At 44.8% G+C, this 13,879-nt stretch carries 13 protein-coding genes; 11 read left to right on the forward strand and 2 right to left on the reverse strand.

All coding sequences use genetic code 11. From position 1 onward, the window contains the following. The first annotated feature begins 66 nt into the window (after window positions 1-66). Window positions 67-768: a hypothetical protein gene (locus C0V77_RS11890; protein WP_101726576.1), complete on the forward strand. Its 702-nt coding sequence runs from the start codon at window positions 67-69 to the stop codon at window positions 766-768. Between the two features lie 2 nt (window positions 769-770). Beyond that, on the forward strand, window positions 771-1,745 hold the full coding sequence (locus tag C0V77_RS11895; RefSeq protein WP_101726577.1) for a RimK family alpha-L-glutamate ligase: 975 nt from the start codon (window positions 771-773) through the stop codon (window positions 1,743-1,745). A 29-nt stretch (window positions 1,746-1,774) separates the two neighbouring features. On the opposite strand, the gene C0V77_RS11900 is transcribed toward C0V77_RS11895, so the two are convergent. After that, a complete protein-coding gene (locus C0V77_RS11900; RefSeq protein WP_101726578.1) occupies window positions 1,775-2,560 on the reverse strand; it encodes an arylamine N-acetyltransferase in 786 nt (261 codons plus the stop codon). 280 nt (window positions 2,561-2,840) lie between these two features. Between C0V77_RS11900 and C0V77_RS11905 the strand changes: the two genes are divergently transcribed. The 7 genes from C0V77_RS11905 to C0V77_RS11935 all read left to right on the forward strand — a co-directional run bounded on the left by C0V77_RS11905 (window position 2,841) and on the right by C0V77_RS11935 (window position 9,663). Then, window positions 2,841-3,320 (forward strand): SRPBCC domain-containing protein, encoded by a 480-nt coding sequence (locus C0V77_RS11905; RefSeq protein ID WP_216824433.1) that lies wholly within the window; start codon window positions 2,841-2,843, stop codon window positions 3,318-3,320. After that, on the forward strand, window positions 3,295-3,555 hold the full coding sequence (locus tag C0V77_RS22945; protein ID WP_143706075.1) for a hypothetical protein: 261 nt from the start codon (window positions 3,295-3,297) through the stop codon (window positions 3,553-3,555). Before C0V77_RS11905 ends, C0V77_RS22945 begins: the two co-directional genes overlap by 26 nt. Window positions 3,556-3,826: 271 nt before the next feature. Further along, a complete protein-coding gene (locus C0V77_RS11910) occupies window positions 3,827-4,603 on the forward strand; it encodes a LuxR C-terminal-related transcriptional regulator (protein ID WP_143706076.1) in 777 nt (258 codons plus the stop codon). Window positions 4,604-4,751: 148 nt separating this feature from the next. Next, window positions 4,752-5,747 (forward strand): hypothetical protein, encoded by a 996-nt coding sequence (locus tag C0V77_RS11915; RefSeq protein ID WP_101726579.1) that lies wholly within the window; start codon window positions 4,752-4,754, stop codon window positions 5,745-5,747. A gap of 218 nt (window positions 5,748-5,965) precedes the next feature. Further along, window positions 5,966-6,823: a hypothetical protein gene (locus tag C0V77_RS11920; protein ID WP_101726580.1), complete on the forward strand. Its 858-nt coding sequence runs from the start codon at window positions 5,966-5,968 to the stop codon at window positions 6,821-6,823. A gap of 7 nt (window positions 6,824-6,830) precedes the next feature. Beyond that, entirely contained in the window at window positions 6,831-7,286 is a 456-nt protein-coding gene (locus C0V77_RS11925) for a hypothetical protein (RefSeq protein WP_143706077.1), read from the forward strand. Window positions 7,287-7,614: 328 nt separating this feature from the next. Continuing rightward, entirely contained in the window at window positions 7,615-9,663 is a 2,049-nt protein-coding gene (locus C0V77_RS11935; RefSeq protein ID WP_101726583.1) for a cell envelope integrity protein TolA, read from the forward strand. Between the two features lie 73 nt (window positions 9,664-9,736). Here C0V77_RS11935 and C0V77_RS11940 read toward each other — a convergent pair whose 3' ends face one another. Continuing rightward, window positions 9,737-11,035 (reverse strand): Fic family protein, encoded by a 1,299-nt coding sequence (locus C0V77_RS11940; RefSeq protein WP_101726584.1) that lies wholly within the window; start codon window positions 11,033-11,035, stop codon window positions 9,737-9,739. Between the two features lie 260 nt (window positions 11,036-11,295). On the opposite strand from C0V77_RS11940, the gene C0V77_RS11945 reads away from it, so the two are divergent. Then, on the forward strand, window positions 11,296-12,459 hold the full coding sequence (locus C0V77_RS11945) for a hypothetical protein (protein WP_101726585.1): 1,164 nt from the start codon (window positions 11,296-11,298) through the stop codon (window positions 12,457-12,459). 198 nt (window positions 12,460-12,657) lie between these two features. Then, window positions 12,658-13,779, forward strand: coding sequence for a DUF4268 domain-containing protein (locus C0V77_RS11950; protein WP_101726586.1), 1,122 nt, complete (start codon window positions 12,658-12,660; stop codon window positions 13,777-13,779). Window positions 13,780-13,879: the final 100 nt, after the last annotated feature.

A 13,879-nucleotide genomic window follows, 5' to 3' on the forward strand; every position in this document is an offset into this window, starting at 1 on the left:
CGGTTTTTTACCGCCAACCCATACAACATTAGGTGGCAATAACCCATCAAACCACAGTTAATAAAGATGAATGTATTGTTAATAAGGCGCAATGCCACCGATGGCATAGAGGTGAAGCAGGCTTTTGAGCAACTGGGGCTTAACTTTTATGATGTGCACCGGCACGAGCATATCAGTATTGTTGAACTGAACAGCCATGGTAAAACCGACATCCGGTTTTTCAACTGGAACATCAGCCGGTTCGACAGGATTTTTTTTATCAACACACCCGCGGTGCCGGAAATCGGCAATGCCGTAGCCAGCAACAAAACCCATACGTTTGAGTATTGCGAGATGGATGCCTCGGTGATATCTGCCCTGCAAAACTACCCCGATAAACTGATTAACGCCGGGGTGCTGAACATGAGCCTGAGCATTACCAACAGGTATTTTCTGGTGTTTCTGTTCAGAAGCCTGGGCTGGCCGTTGCACCCGTCGCTTTTTAATCTGCCGCAGGCCCTGCCAGATAAAAGCCTGTATCAGATTCACCTGCTGCTTACACGTACAGGGTACAGGGTTTATCCGGACAATGATGTTTTTAGCCCGGTTATCAGCCAAGCCGAGGAGCTTATTTTAAAAACCCGCAGAGCCATGTGGCAACGCGGGCTTGACATACTGACGGTAAGCTGTGTGGTAACAGACGGCAACCTGTGTGTATTGAATATCAGTGAAAGTTTTGAGCAGGTCGGCTCCGGAATATTGGCCGGGGCATTAAAGGAAATAATCTGATTATGTTTTTAATAATAGGGTATCATAACGAAAAAGCGATTGAGCATTTTGTAAAAGTGCTGGCCGAACAAAAACAGGCAGATGCAGATAAGTATCATTTTCTGAACTTGTCAGACGTTGAAACCGCCGCAGATGTGCAGGTGTCTTATGACGCCGATGACCTGCTGGTGAAAATTGACGACCGCCAATTTGACTTTACCAACTACCACGCCATTTATGCGCGGTGTTTGTACCAGGCGCCTGCCGACAAAGCTCATGTGCTGAAGATGGTCAATTTTATTTTTCTGATGCACAACTATCTTGAATTTTGCGACAAGGTGGTGGTTAACCGCCCTTGCGCGGGTAATTCAAACTATACCAAGCTGCACCATGTAACCAAGCTGCAGGCCTACGGTTTCTCTGTGCCTGAAACGTACATTTTCGGGTCTGGTACCCGGGCAAAGCAGGTAATGCAACCCAACGGCGACTGGATTTCGAAGGGTACGTCGTCTATCAGAACCAGAGCAGTAGAACTGGACGAAAAACTCTATGCAGAATTGTATCAGCTAACCCACGTGCCGTCGCTGTTTCAGCGGCACATCAGGGGGTATGATGTACGCCTGCATCTGCTGGGCAGCCAGCCACTGGCGCTTAAGATAGAGTCGCCCAATGTAGACTACCGTTACAATACCACGGGCAATCAATACCAAAGGGTAGATATTCCACCAGATTTACTGAAAAAATGTATTGATTACTGCCGCGAAGAAGAACTGCTCTTTGCAGGCATTGATTTTAAGGTAACACCCACCGGCGAATGGGTGATGCTGGAAATTAACAACACCCCCGGCTACAATTTTTTTGACACCAGGATGAACTACGCCATTTCAATGGCTTTGTTTGATTTCCTGAGCCAGACTCACGACCAGCTCGCGCCTTTCCGCCGCGAACCGGCCGCCACCAAAACCTTTATTCCGCCAGAAAGAAGAACCATGTCTTAACCCGGCGGGTCAATGGCAGCGAGGTTTTACTACGCCTGTAAAGCTGCAAACTGAAAGTTTGCGCCACAAGTTTCAATACCAAACTCGGTTTTCAGGCATTGAAGCAGGTCGTCGGTATTGTCGAAAGTTTCCATTTTGCGTTCGTTTCCGGCACGCTGCAAAAACCGATGGTTGAAGAGCGTTTTACGGCCTTGGGGCAGGGGCAGGGTGCAAATCAGGTTTTTTACAAAATGAGAGTCGGGCGAGGTCTGTTTCCGGAAGTTCTGCGCTTCAAATTCTTCCAGCCGCGCCGCTTGCAGGCTGAACCTGTATTTTTCTTCATAACTGATACCCGTGGCCGACATCCAGAGGCTGAATTCTCCATCCTCAACCCGGCGAATCATAAAATAACTGCTGCCGTCGGTCTGCACCACGTCTGGTTTTAGCTCCAGCGGTTCCAGAAACAAATCGCCATAGCCTACATCCAGCAGCCACCGGGTACCCAGATTGGCTACAAGGGCCATGTGGTCAAATGGCGGGCCGGGCTGCTTGTTATGCAAGATGCGCGCCGATATAAGCTGCGTGTCAAAGCCCAGTTTTTGCAGCAATTCGTTAAAGAGGGCGTTCAGCTCGTAGCAGTAGCCGCCGCGGAGGCCTGTTACTACTTTGTGGTAGATAGCCGGAAGGTCCAGGCGGATGGGTACACCCAGTTGCACGTCGAGGTTCTCGAAAGGAACATGAAACACGTGCGCCCGGTGCAGTTGCCTGAGCACGGATAGGCTGGCCGCAGGGGCCGCCCGGTAGTTGATGCGTTTCAGATAAGATTGTACGTTCATGTGTGCGATTTTTCAGCAATAGCGGCACGGGGCATCTGCCTGTTTGTTTGTAAAAAGCAAAGCAAAAATAAGCGTGCCATTATATGACCATAACGGAAACACAGCCGCAGATGCTGTATTAAAATGCTATGAAGACCTGCCGGTTATAAGCCGGCAGGCTGAGGAGATGTGCAGAGAAATACACGCGATTTGACCTGTTTAACCCTTATTTATGTCTGTTTTGCACCCCTGTTTTGGCTTAAAAGGGTATTAACTTTGTAGCATACTAACAAAATTGGCTATGATTGAAAACAATAACATGGCGTTCAGGCTGGTGGTAAACAAGCCGCCGCAGGAAACCTTCCGGGCTATTAATGAGGTGCGCAAGTGGTGGTCTGACGATTTCAGCGGAAGCTCGTCTCAGTTGGGTGATGAGTTCGAGGTGCGGTTTGTAGACGTGCATTATTCAAAACAAAAACTGGCAGAGCTGCTGCCGGGCCAAAAAATAGAATGGCTGATTACCGACAGCCACCTGAGTTTTCTGGAACAAAAAAATGAATGGACAGGCACAAAGGTAGTGTTCAGCCTTTCGGCCGAGGGCGACCATACCGTTATCAGCTTTACGCATGAGGGGCTAACGCCGCAAAGCGAGTGCTACACCGATTGCTACGGCGGCTGGCGGCAATACCTGCTGCATAGCCTGGTGCCTTACATCAACACCGGCAAAGGCAACCCGAATGTGCCTGAGAGCGCCATTGAAGAAAAAACAGCCAGACCCTGAACCCGCCGGGTGTTACACCTCCTGTTGGTTAGGTTTCATTTTCTACCTACCAGAAACCACGGCCATGCACCTGCGCCGGGTTTCTGGTTTTTTGCTATACAGCCTGCCGCCTAATGCTGCCGGGCGGGTCTGCCGGGCAGTTTTTGCAGGTTTTATCATAAAAAACGAAGCGTTTGAAGAAAAAACGCATCGGCTGCTTTTCAATGTGGCTATTTCTGCTTATTATTACGGTTAATTACAAAAAGTAAAGAATAACTGCTTTAGATTAAATCAAAAACTTTGTGTCTGACCTACTGAGAGAATATATTACCAGCCTCTCAATTACTGTTTCAATTAACAGTATTTTTTATTAGCCAACCTGAAAGGTGCGTTTGAAATTACCTTGTTTTCTTTGTTCAGATGCATTGGTCTTTCAGAAAAAACTTTGTATGCCCGGCATAATATCTTGTCTGATGTTTGCTGTATGCGGGGCATTATAAGATTAAAATTTTTCATTCTAAATAATAATGGAGAAACCTCGCGAGAATTACTATCTGGAGGCCAGAAAAATATGGAGCACCGTTGTAGACCAGGATTCAACTGATTTCAACGATTTAAGGGTACAGGTGGCCTTTCATAAGCAATTGCTGAATATCTTTCAGCCGGGCAATTACCACTATTTTGTGTTCAATATTTTTAAGGTTGAGGTAGAATTGTGGAGCGAGGGCATTATTGATGTGCTGGGCTATACGCCCGACGAAATGAGCCTGGAGTTTTATATGAGTATCATTCACCCGGATGATATGCCGTATTTCCTGAAGTTTGAAAAGCGTATAACCGAGTTTTTTCTGACACTGCCTTACGACAAAATCAAGAATTATAAAGTGCAGTATGACATCAGGCTGCGTGCCAAAGATAACCGCTACGTGCGGGTGTTGCATCAGGCCATACAGATAGATTATGACACGAGTAATTTCTACCGGACACTGGATGTGCAGTCGGACATTACGCATATCAAAAACGAGGGTGTGCCGTGTTTTTCGCTGATTGGGATGGACGGAGAGCCGTCTTATTATAATATCCAGAGCGATGCCCTGATACCGGGGTGCAATAATCCGTTTTCAGAGCGCGAACAGGAGATTCTGAAAATGATAGTGGAGGGTAAAAGCAGTAAAGAAATAGCCAGGGTGTTGTTTTTGAGTTTACATACCGTAAACACCCACCGCAAGAATATACTGAACAAAGCCCGCGTAAAAACACCTGTTGAACTGGTTACCAAGGTAATTAACCAGGGTTGGATATAGCGTTTCAGAATACCTGTGTACAGGTATTTTTTGCCTTCGGGCAATTATTTATGTTTGCTGAATTTGAACTGTTGCATTGAGTTAATTAAATCAAAAGCCGGGTGTTTGCTGACGCCCGCAATCAGGAAAAACTACTCCGAATTTCCCCATGAAGAAAAGTACTATTATTTTGCTGTTGGCAATGGCAGGCGCGCCGTTGCTACTCACCGCCCAGGACCTCATCATTAAAAAGAACAAAACCGAAACCAAAGCAAAAGTGATTGAGATAACCGACGATTACGTGAAGTATCGCGACTGGGACAACCTCTCCGGCCCTATTTATAACCTTGCGCGCAACAAGGTTTTTATGATTGTGTATCAGAACGGTAAAAGAGATTTTATTAATGCCAGAACTGAGGTAAAGGCCAGGGGCAGTATAAAAGACGAAACCCCCGCCCGGATGCCCGAAAAAAGCGAAGTGCAGGAAAAAACCGAAGCGGCAGAAAGCCCCTGGCTGCGCGGAAAAACCGAGGTGATGATTATCAAATCGGCCGATTCGGCGCAAGCAGACAAAGAACAGGAAGCCGACCACACCGCAAATGACCAGACAGCCGAGCCAGACACCAGCCGGGCGGGGGCATCAAGCCCTGAGGCCTCAAAGTATGCCTTTGCACCTGTTGAAGTAAGCAAACAAAAAGGATTTACCCAATTTGCCGACAACAGCCTGTATCTGGGGGTATCTGCCAATGCTATCAACCAGATGACCTTCCCGACGGTAATGATTATCAACGACTGGTTTTTGTCGCCGTCTATTGCCATTACCTATGGCGCAGGCGCTAACTACAATACCGCCGACGACATGGGCTATCAAATTAAAACCTGGGGTTTTCAGGGTATTCTTGGCGGGGCATATTATCTCAACAAAGCCTTTAGAATTAACAAAAAGCGGGCGGCTGTTTACGTAGGCGCCGCTGTAAAATATAGTTACGACTACACCACTTCTGACCTCTCAGACCGCCCCACGTCGGCATCAAGCCTGAGTGTTTTTGGCCGGGGTGGCGTAAAAATCAATATTACCAGACGGCTGGGTTTGTTTGCCGAAGCCCACATAACCAATGGCGACCCCGACATGTTAGGCGGGTTGTCGTTCAGCTTTGTAAAATAAGCGGCCTGCTGCCTGTTTCTAAGCTGCCAAGGCCTTAAAACTGGCAGTAAATACCTAGTGCTAGGTATTTACTGCCAGTAAGTAAATAATTAAGTTTGCCAGTATAATTCAATTGCCCGAAGGGGCTTGCTGCACACCTGTGCCATGCAACCTTACCAAATGTCCGCAAACCTTTAATCACATAAAACCAATCCCTTAAAACAGATAACGTATCCCTTATGAAAAGAAATCTACTAACACTTGCTTTTGCGCTTACCTTTTTGCCCTCGCTATTATTTGCCCAGGATATTATCATTAAAAACGACAAGTCTGAAATTAAAGCCAAAGTGGTTGAAATAACCGTTGATTTTATTAAATATAATGACTGGGACAACCTAACCGGCCCCATTTACAATATTGCTAAAAAAGATGTGTTTATGATAACCTACCAGAACGGCAAAAGAGAGTTTATTACTGCTGAAACCTCTGCTACGCCAACCAAAGCCAGGGCAACCGCCCAAACAAAGAAAGAAGCCCCGGCCGATGTGCAGGAAATTGATTTAACAGGCGGCACCCCGGCAGAGGGCTCACCGTTTGAGTACACCCCACGAGACAAAACCCAACCCAAAAGCGTTACCAACTATGCCGACAGGGTATCTTACACAGGTGTGGCGCTGAACTCAATCGGCAAGGCAACTATACCTACCATTCAGGCTTTGAACGACTGGTTTCTGGCCAATAATATAGCCTTGTCTTATGGGGTGCAAATAGGTTATAACAGCTTCAAGGAGTCGGGTATTGAATTGAAAACTTCTGCTTTTACGGGTATTCTGGGTGGCGCGTATTACCTGAACAAAGCCATGAAAATAGATAAAAGCAAAGCAGCGGCTTATGTGGGCGTGGCATTCTATTATGCTTATGCTTCAACCACGTCTAACTACAAAGAGTTTGAGGTTTCGGGTGGTAACTTTGGTGTTTTGGCGCGTGCCGGTGGCAAATACAACTTTGCCAAACGTTTGGGCGGCTTTGCCGAAGTGCAGGTAAGCAAAGGAGACCCGGCTATTATAGCTGGTTTATCAATCAGTATCAACAAATAAAATAGCTATGATACCATCTTTACTCAGGTCGGGTTTTATAATAATGGTTATGTGCCTGGCATTGGCCGGATGCACCACCAAAAAAGACGTGGCACCCGAAACCAAAGGCGAATTTGTTTTTAACAACATCAAGTATTCGGGCGCGTGCCAGGGCATAGCTTCCAAAACCTGTAAGGGTGGTTATGACGTGGCCGTTATGTCTACAGCCAATATTGTTATTTACAATATGCCTACTGCCGCAACCGGTACTTTTAACATAGCCAACGGATGGGCCACTAACCCGGGTTGCAATACCTATGTGCTGGTGCTGAAAGAAAACGGAAACCAGATTGCCAGCATTAACGGTACCCTGACCAAAACCGGAGACAACTCATTTATTTTACTGGTTAATGTAACCGAGTTTGCAACGGCTTCATCGGCTGCTACTATATCTGGCAGCGGTACGTACACTATTCTGAAATAAAACCTTTCATGAAGCGCTGTTTTCAGAAACATTAAACGGGCCAGCCACTTGTTATGCAACCAGCTAAAACGGTTACCTATGGCCGTTTTAGCTGGTTGAACCAAACGCCAGGCCATTGTTTTTACCCCTTTTACAGGTTCTTTCCACACCCAACACAGGCTTTGTTTTTTTTGCCTGTTTCTAAAATAAGTTTCCCGGCTATTCTGTACAGAAAGCCCGGCGAAATATATCAGAGCAACCACTTTTGCTACCTACCGTTACATCTGCTGAAAATTGACAATGAACGATTAAAAACTGAACTTTTACTTTATATCCCTTTTCAAAAAACATGAAAAAAAGTGGTTTTTTATTCCTCTTCGTGCTAGGCTTTTGTTATGAGCTATTGGCTCAGGGTACTGTTTATAGTAATAAAGGAGTTACGGTATCGTGGACATACGCGCTTATTAGTGGGTCCAATACTCCTTGTTCGGATTTAGACAGCTATCAGATCATTTTTAAAGCTGTAAACACCAATAACAGGCATATACGTTTCCGCATTACAGATGTCAGTTTTTATGATCACTCATGCAATGAAACCAAAAATGGTTTTAGTCTCATCAGAAGCCCTAAAAATGCTTGGATTGGTGTTGTGTGGAGTAACGGTGGAGCAGCTAAATCTTTAACGGCGGCCAGGCCTTATGATGTACCGGCAAATGATGAAAGTACGTCTAACGGAAACGTAATTACGGTAAAGCGCGGCCAGAAACCTGAGCTGGCGCAGGTAGTATTTCAAGGGTTTGACTTTGTCGATGATGATGCCCCTGAAGCTCCTTCCACAACTACTACCACCAGGGTATCGCCGCAGTGGTCAGACTGGAAGGGGTTCAGCAGTTGTGCCACCGGGCTGGAGTACCGCACCCTGAAAGACCAGGGTTATGCACTGAACTATCAGGTGCATTTGTATTTTCAGGTGAGGTCTTCTTATAACAGCCCTGTACGGTTTGAGTTTAACCTGCTTGATAAAAACGGAAAAGTGCATTTTGGTAACACGCACGACATAGCGGCAGGCGGTACGGTAGAGTTTAATCATAAGATGGATGCCGACAAGATTAAATCGATACAGGTAAAAAATGCGGTGTATATAAATAGCGGTCGGTCGGTTTGTGATGCCAATGCAAACACCCAACAGGCTGCCACCAGCCAAAGTAGCCCGGCTATAACCAAACAGCAGCAGGAGCAGATGAAAGCCGCCGATGCCCATAATAACTACATTAATGCCAAGATGCGTGAAACGGAAGCAGAAGAAAAGCGGCAGCTACAACAGCAGGAGGCATTGCGTAAGCAGCAGGAGGAAGAAAGAAAGCGCTATGAGGCCGAGCAGGAGCGCATCAGAAAAGAGAAAGAAGCCCGCTATGCCCGTTACAGCGCGGCTATTGAGAATGGCGATAATGCCCTGAAAAGCGGTAACTATGAAAACGCCATGACTTATTATAACCAGGCCAAAAGCCTGGCACAAGACCCCGACCAGGCCCGCATAGCCAACGAACGCTATACACAGGCTTTTGAAGCCAAAAAAACCGCCGAACGCAAAGTGCGGGTAGAAAAACAACAGAAAAAAGACAAAGAAGAAAACGCGCAGTTTGCAGGCATGGCAGCCGGAACGGCAGGCCTGATGGCTACGATGAAAGACCGCTATATTGAGCGGTTTTTTGCGGCCAAAGTGCAACTGGGGCTGGGCATTGAAAACCTGCCCATGTACACCAACAATACCAGCGCGTATGTAATGAACAAAACTTATATACAAAAGTTTGCCATGCCTACTTTTCATGTGGGGTTGAAGGCCACGCTGTTTAACAACAAGGGCGTATCATGGCATATTAATCCGCTGTTTAATCTGGCTTTTCCGGCTTTGTCGCCCGGGAAGAGTGGTGCGTACAGCGACTACGGCGGCACGAGTTCGTTAATGATAGGCCTGAAACATGATAGCAAATGGAAGCTGTTTGCCGAAGGTGGCTGGCTGCACAAAGACGGCTCGTTTACGTATGATGCCGACGCCGCCAACGGCGGTACTACCGCCACCGACGATGTTCGCAAAGGCACCCTGAAGTACGATGTGCTGAAATATGGCGGCGGCATAGCCTTTTACTCATTACTTGATGATGCCGAGACCGTCATCAGGCCAGCGGTGTATTTTGAGCGGCCGTCGTTCTTTGCGGCAGACCAAAAACCGGTAATGAGTTTTAACCTCTTTATGAACATTTTTAGCGCTTTTATGCTTGACATCAGTTATTCGCCCGATTATTTCATTGGCGGGCAGGTGAATTTTCCGGGTACGGTAACACCCGAAAAAACCAGCTATTTCAGTATTAAGGTAATCAGGCAGGGCCGGTTATATTAAGCGCAGGCAGATAAGTAAAAATTGCGAGATTTTGCGAGAATCTCGCAATTTTTAGTTTTTGAGGGTGTGTAGTTTATAATTGATAGCTTTTCAGTGTTTCATCAAATCGGGCTGACCTGATGAAATTCTGTTTCCTTTTGTTTACCTGTATGGTATCAACGAAGCCTAATTCAACCAGGGTTTTCAGGTCTGTTCTTGCCGTGAAATTAGAAATATTGAACCTTGATTCTATTTCTTTGGTGGTTAATATGCGTTCGCCGTCGTCATGCAGGATTTTCATAATCTGAGCCATGCGGTCGTTCACGCCCGGAATCTTCATGAACCTGGCTGCCTGATAAACTTCTTTCTGCTTTTTGTTGATATATTCTTTCAGGGCCTCAAAGGCTTTTTCCATGGTTTTAATGTGGTAGGTAATAAAGTACCCCAAATCGTTATCGTCGGCTTCGGTATACAAATACGCCTTTTCGTACTGCGTTTTTGAATCTTTTATGATTCTTGAAATCGACAGGTACTCGGTTAGCCAATAGCCTTTCTTTAGCATATACCAATAGAACAAAGCCCTGGCCGTGCGGCCGTTTCCGTCTACAAAGGGGTGAATCCAGCCAATCATGAAATGAATGATACAGCCCTTGATGATTGGATGGATGAAGTCTTGGGTGTCATGATTAAAGAAATGGCATAAATCATTCATTAAGCCTTCAATTTCTTCGGTAGGTGGAGGGCTATGAACAATTTCACTGTTTACATGGTCGATAACATACACCTCATCATTATCTCTGAAACGGCCAACATCATCCGGATTATCCAATGTCTTATCTGCTATCAGCCGATGTATGTTTAATATCTGCCCGGGGCTGATGTCTTCATTTTTATGCTGAACAATATGTTTCATGGTTACATAATTGTTCAGAATCATCTGGTCTGATTTGTTTCTGGGTTTTTTTTCCTGCTGAATCATTTCCTTAGCCTGCTTACGGGTAGTAATGGCTCCTTCCATCTGGCTGCTGGATATGGCTTCTTCCATGATAGAATTAATGATGAATTTGTTTTTATCGCTTTCTGCTATGCCGGTGTTGCTGCTTAGGTTTCCGCCAATGTGTAAATCAAATTGATGCAAGGCGCGCTGCACGTAGTCGGTTAGAAAGAAGGAAAATTCATATTTGCCGAAGTTCAGTTCTTTTTTATTAAACCATCTTTTAAACTTAACTGCCTGCCATAATTCTTCAGGCGTACAGCCTTTTGCCTTGTACTTTACTTTGTCCCAATACAAGTAATCGTCTTGGATTTTTTGGAAAGCTTTAAAATCATCTTCTTTTTCAAATAAGATAAAGTTAAGTGCATTAGTGGAGAATGCCGGAGCTGGTTCAAGCATAATTTTATAATTTGATACAATAAAGATAAGTAAAAATTGCGAGATTTTGCGAGAATCTCGCAATTTTTGGTTTTGGACTATCTTCTTTTATTGTGAAACATTGTGAACACCTGGTGTACATAGTGGCTTACAAAGCTATCAGACAGGATGCGGCGCACCGGCCACAATTAGAACTTGAACCAACTTGATACGCACTTGAACAAGGCCAAAACAATGGGTTTTTCTTTATTTGTGAAAATTAAAACCCGAACAAATCAATTATGAAAAAGCTAGTTTTGTTGCTGTTGGGCCTGTGTACAATGGCAGTTGCCCAAAAGAAAAAAAATGTTAGTCAGCCTGCGGCTCCTGCGGTGCCAGACTTTCACATCAGCATGAGTGCCGATAAATGGCAGTTCAAAGAAGGCAAGGTAACCTTTGTTGAGAAAAACGGAGCCATGGCCATGCGCATTGTGCAGGGTAACCAGGGGGCGGTGGTGCTAAAAGATGTGGTTTTTACAAACGGCACCATTGAGTTTGATTTTGAACCCGAAGCACCCATGTCGCTGGGGTCGTCGCCGACGGTTTATTTTCATGGCGATGCGCAGAGCAACGATGTAGAGATTCTGTACATCAGGGCAAGGCCGAAAACACCCACGGCCAACGATGGCGTGCAGTATTGCCCCATACTGAAGGGGGTAAATATGTGGGATATGTACCCCGATTATCAGGCACCGGCCATGTTTGAGGCAGGCAAGGCCAATCACCTGAAAATGGTGGTGTCTGGTAAGCAGATGAAGGTATATGTAAATGACATGAACCGCCCGACTCTTTATATACCCAAACTGGAAGGCAATGCCACTACCGGTATGCTTGCGCTTGACGGCGGCATGACGGTATGGAACATGCAGGTAAAGCCCGATATAACCGGGAACCTGCCACCAATGGAAGGCCACGACCTGACCGACCACGATGCGCAGTACATCAGAAACTGGGCTATGACTGCACCAGGTAATTTACCCGACAGGCAGGAGGTTACGATGGCTGATATTCCGAAGCCGGAAGCCTTTACAGCGTCTGTTTCAGCAGAAAGGCAGGGGCTTATTAACCTGACACGGAAATTGGGTGGCAACACAGCCCGCCGGGTGGTATGGTTGAAAGCTATTATTAAAACTACCGAGGCGCAGAAGAATATGCTGCAGCTGGGTTTCAGCGATGAGGTGTGGGTGTTTCTGAACGGGTCTTTGGCTTATGTAGACAAAAACCTGTATTTGCAGCCATCGATGCGGAAATATCCGGCAGGAAGGATATCGGTACAAAATGCACGTGCGGACCTGAACCTGAAAGCCGGAGCAAATGAACTGCTGATAGCGGTGGCTAATGATTTTTACGGCTGGGGAATTATAGCCCGGCTGGAAAACATGGAAGGAGTGGAGTTTGTGAAGTGAGAATCGGCTATTGAAGACAGCTCGCTACATTGATTGTGAAGTTTATAGATATGCTGTTCTAAAGGTATTTTTCTGCCTCGAAAAAGAGGTAGAAAAATACTGGTTTTAAAAATCAGGTGCCATTAAATAAATAGTTTACTGGTTTAACCTATTTATTTCTAATTTTGCCTGATTTTAAACCCAAAAAAACTACCCTCTATGTATTTAATAAACAAGGAAACCAACAAAATTGAGGAACTAAAAAAAGTGACATTTAATGAGCTTGGATTTAATGAGAGACAACATTTACAAGAGTGGCTTGAAAATACTCCAACGGCGTTAGGTGAGGATTTATTAATTATTCAGAAAGAATTTAGTGAATTTGCTCATACCAATGAAAGATTGGATTTGTTGGCGCTTGATAAATCGGGAAATCTGGTTTTAATAGAAAACAAACTGGATGATTCTGGCAGAGATGTAACCTGGCAGGCACTTAAATATGCCTCTTATTGTTCTACGCTTACCAGTGATGAGATAGAACAAATTTACCAGAAATATCTTAATTCCAAAGGTAACGGCGAAAATGCACAGAATAAATTAACTGAGTTTTACGGGCAAAGTGAATACAAAGCCAGCCTAAATACTTTGCAATCGCAAAGGATTATTTTGGTGGCACGGAAATTCAGAAAAGAAGTAACATCAACAGTTTTATGGTTATTGAATTTTCAGGTAAAGATTCAATGCTTCAAGGTTACTCCATACCCCTTAGGTGAACAGGTTATTCTGGATTTGGAGCAAATTATTCCACCCAAAGATGTGGAAGATTATACCATTAAAATGGCGGCTAAAGTGTACGATACTTTTACCGCTCAGGAAAAAGCAAAAGACAGAACCAGTTTAAATCTGGAGTTCTGGGCGAAGCTTCTTGCAAAAATTAAAGGGAAATCGGGTTTTTTCCAGACAATTAGCCCTAGCAAAGATCATTGGATTAATTCTGGGAGAACAGGTATTAGTGGAGTTGCTTACTGTTTTGCCATAACATCAGATAAAATCACCGTTGAATTATCAATCAATAATCGGAATAAGGAGGTCAATAAGCAAATTTTCGATGAATTAAAAAGCTCTTATGAAAACCAAATTAATGAAAGTTTTGGTGAAGTATTAAGCTGGGAGAGATTGGATAACAAATTAATGAGTAGAATTGCTTATTCGAAGTATGGTTCCGGAATACACGAAAAAGAACAATGGGATGAAATGATTGACTGGTTAATTGAACACTTAATAAAATTAGAAGGGGCGTTAAATGTGCCTTTACAAAAATTGAAAACTACAATTAACTAAAAATTTTTCATCCAAAAATGGTTTAATTCCTTGACTATCAGCGAGGTATTAAACCATTTTTTTTTGGCGCGGTAAGCTGTAAGTTCGTGCCACATTGAAT

This window comes from Emticicia sp. TH156 (assembly GCF_002855535.1).
Taxonomy (GTDB): Bacteria; Bacteroidota; Bacteroidia; order Cytophagales; family Spirosomataceae; genus Emticicia; species Emticicia fluvialis.

Coding starts and splice junctions, on each gene's coding strand:
- C0V77_RS11945 (WP_101726585.1), top strand. CDS start 11,296: ATGAAAAAGCTAGTTTTGTTGCTGTTGGGCCTGTGTACAATGGCAGTT.
- C0V77_RS11900 (WP_101726578.1), bottom strand. CDS start 2,560: ATGAACGTACAATCTTATCTGAAACGCATCAACTACCGGGCGGCCCCT.
- C0V77_RS11895 (WP_101726577.1), top strand. CDS start 771: ATGTTTTTAATAATAGGGTATCATAACGAAAAAGCGATTGAGCATTTT.
- C0V77_RS11935 (WP_101726583.1), top strand. CDS start 7,615: ATGAAAAAAAGTGGTTTTTTATTCCTCTTCGTGCTAGGCTTTTGTTAT.
- C0V77_RS11905 (WP_216824433.1), top strand. CDS start 2,841: ATGATTGAAAACAATAACATGGCGTTCAGGCTGGTGGTAAACAAGCCG.
- C0V77_RS11910 (WP_143706076.1), top strand. CDS start 3,827: ATGGAGAAACCTCGCGAGAATTACTATCTGGAGGCCAGAAAAATATGG.
- C0V77_RS11920 (WP_101726580.1), top strand. CDS start 5,966: ATGAAAAGAAATCTACTAACACTTGCTTTTGCGCTTACCTTTTTGCCC.
- C0V77_RS11940 (WP_101726584.1), bottom strand. CDS start 11,035: ATGCTTGAACCAGCTCCGGCATTCTCCACTAATGCACTTAACTTTATC.
- C0V77_RS11890 (WP_101726576.1), top strand. CDS start 67: ATGAATGTATTGTTAATAAGGCGCAATGCCACCGATGGCATAGAGGTG.
- C0V77_RS11915 (WP_101726579.1), top strand. CDS start 4,752: ATGAAGAAAAGTACTATTATTTTGCTGTTGGCAATGGCAGGCGCGCCG.
- C0V77_RS11925 (WP_143706077.1), top strand. CDS start 6,831: ATGATACCATCTTTACTCAGGTCGGGTTTTATAATAATGGTTATGTGC.
- C0V77_RS11950 (WP_101726586.1), top strand. CDS start 12,658: ATGTATTTAATAAACAAGGAAACCAACAAAATTGAGGAACTAAAAAAA.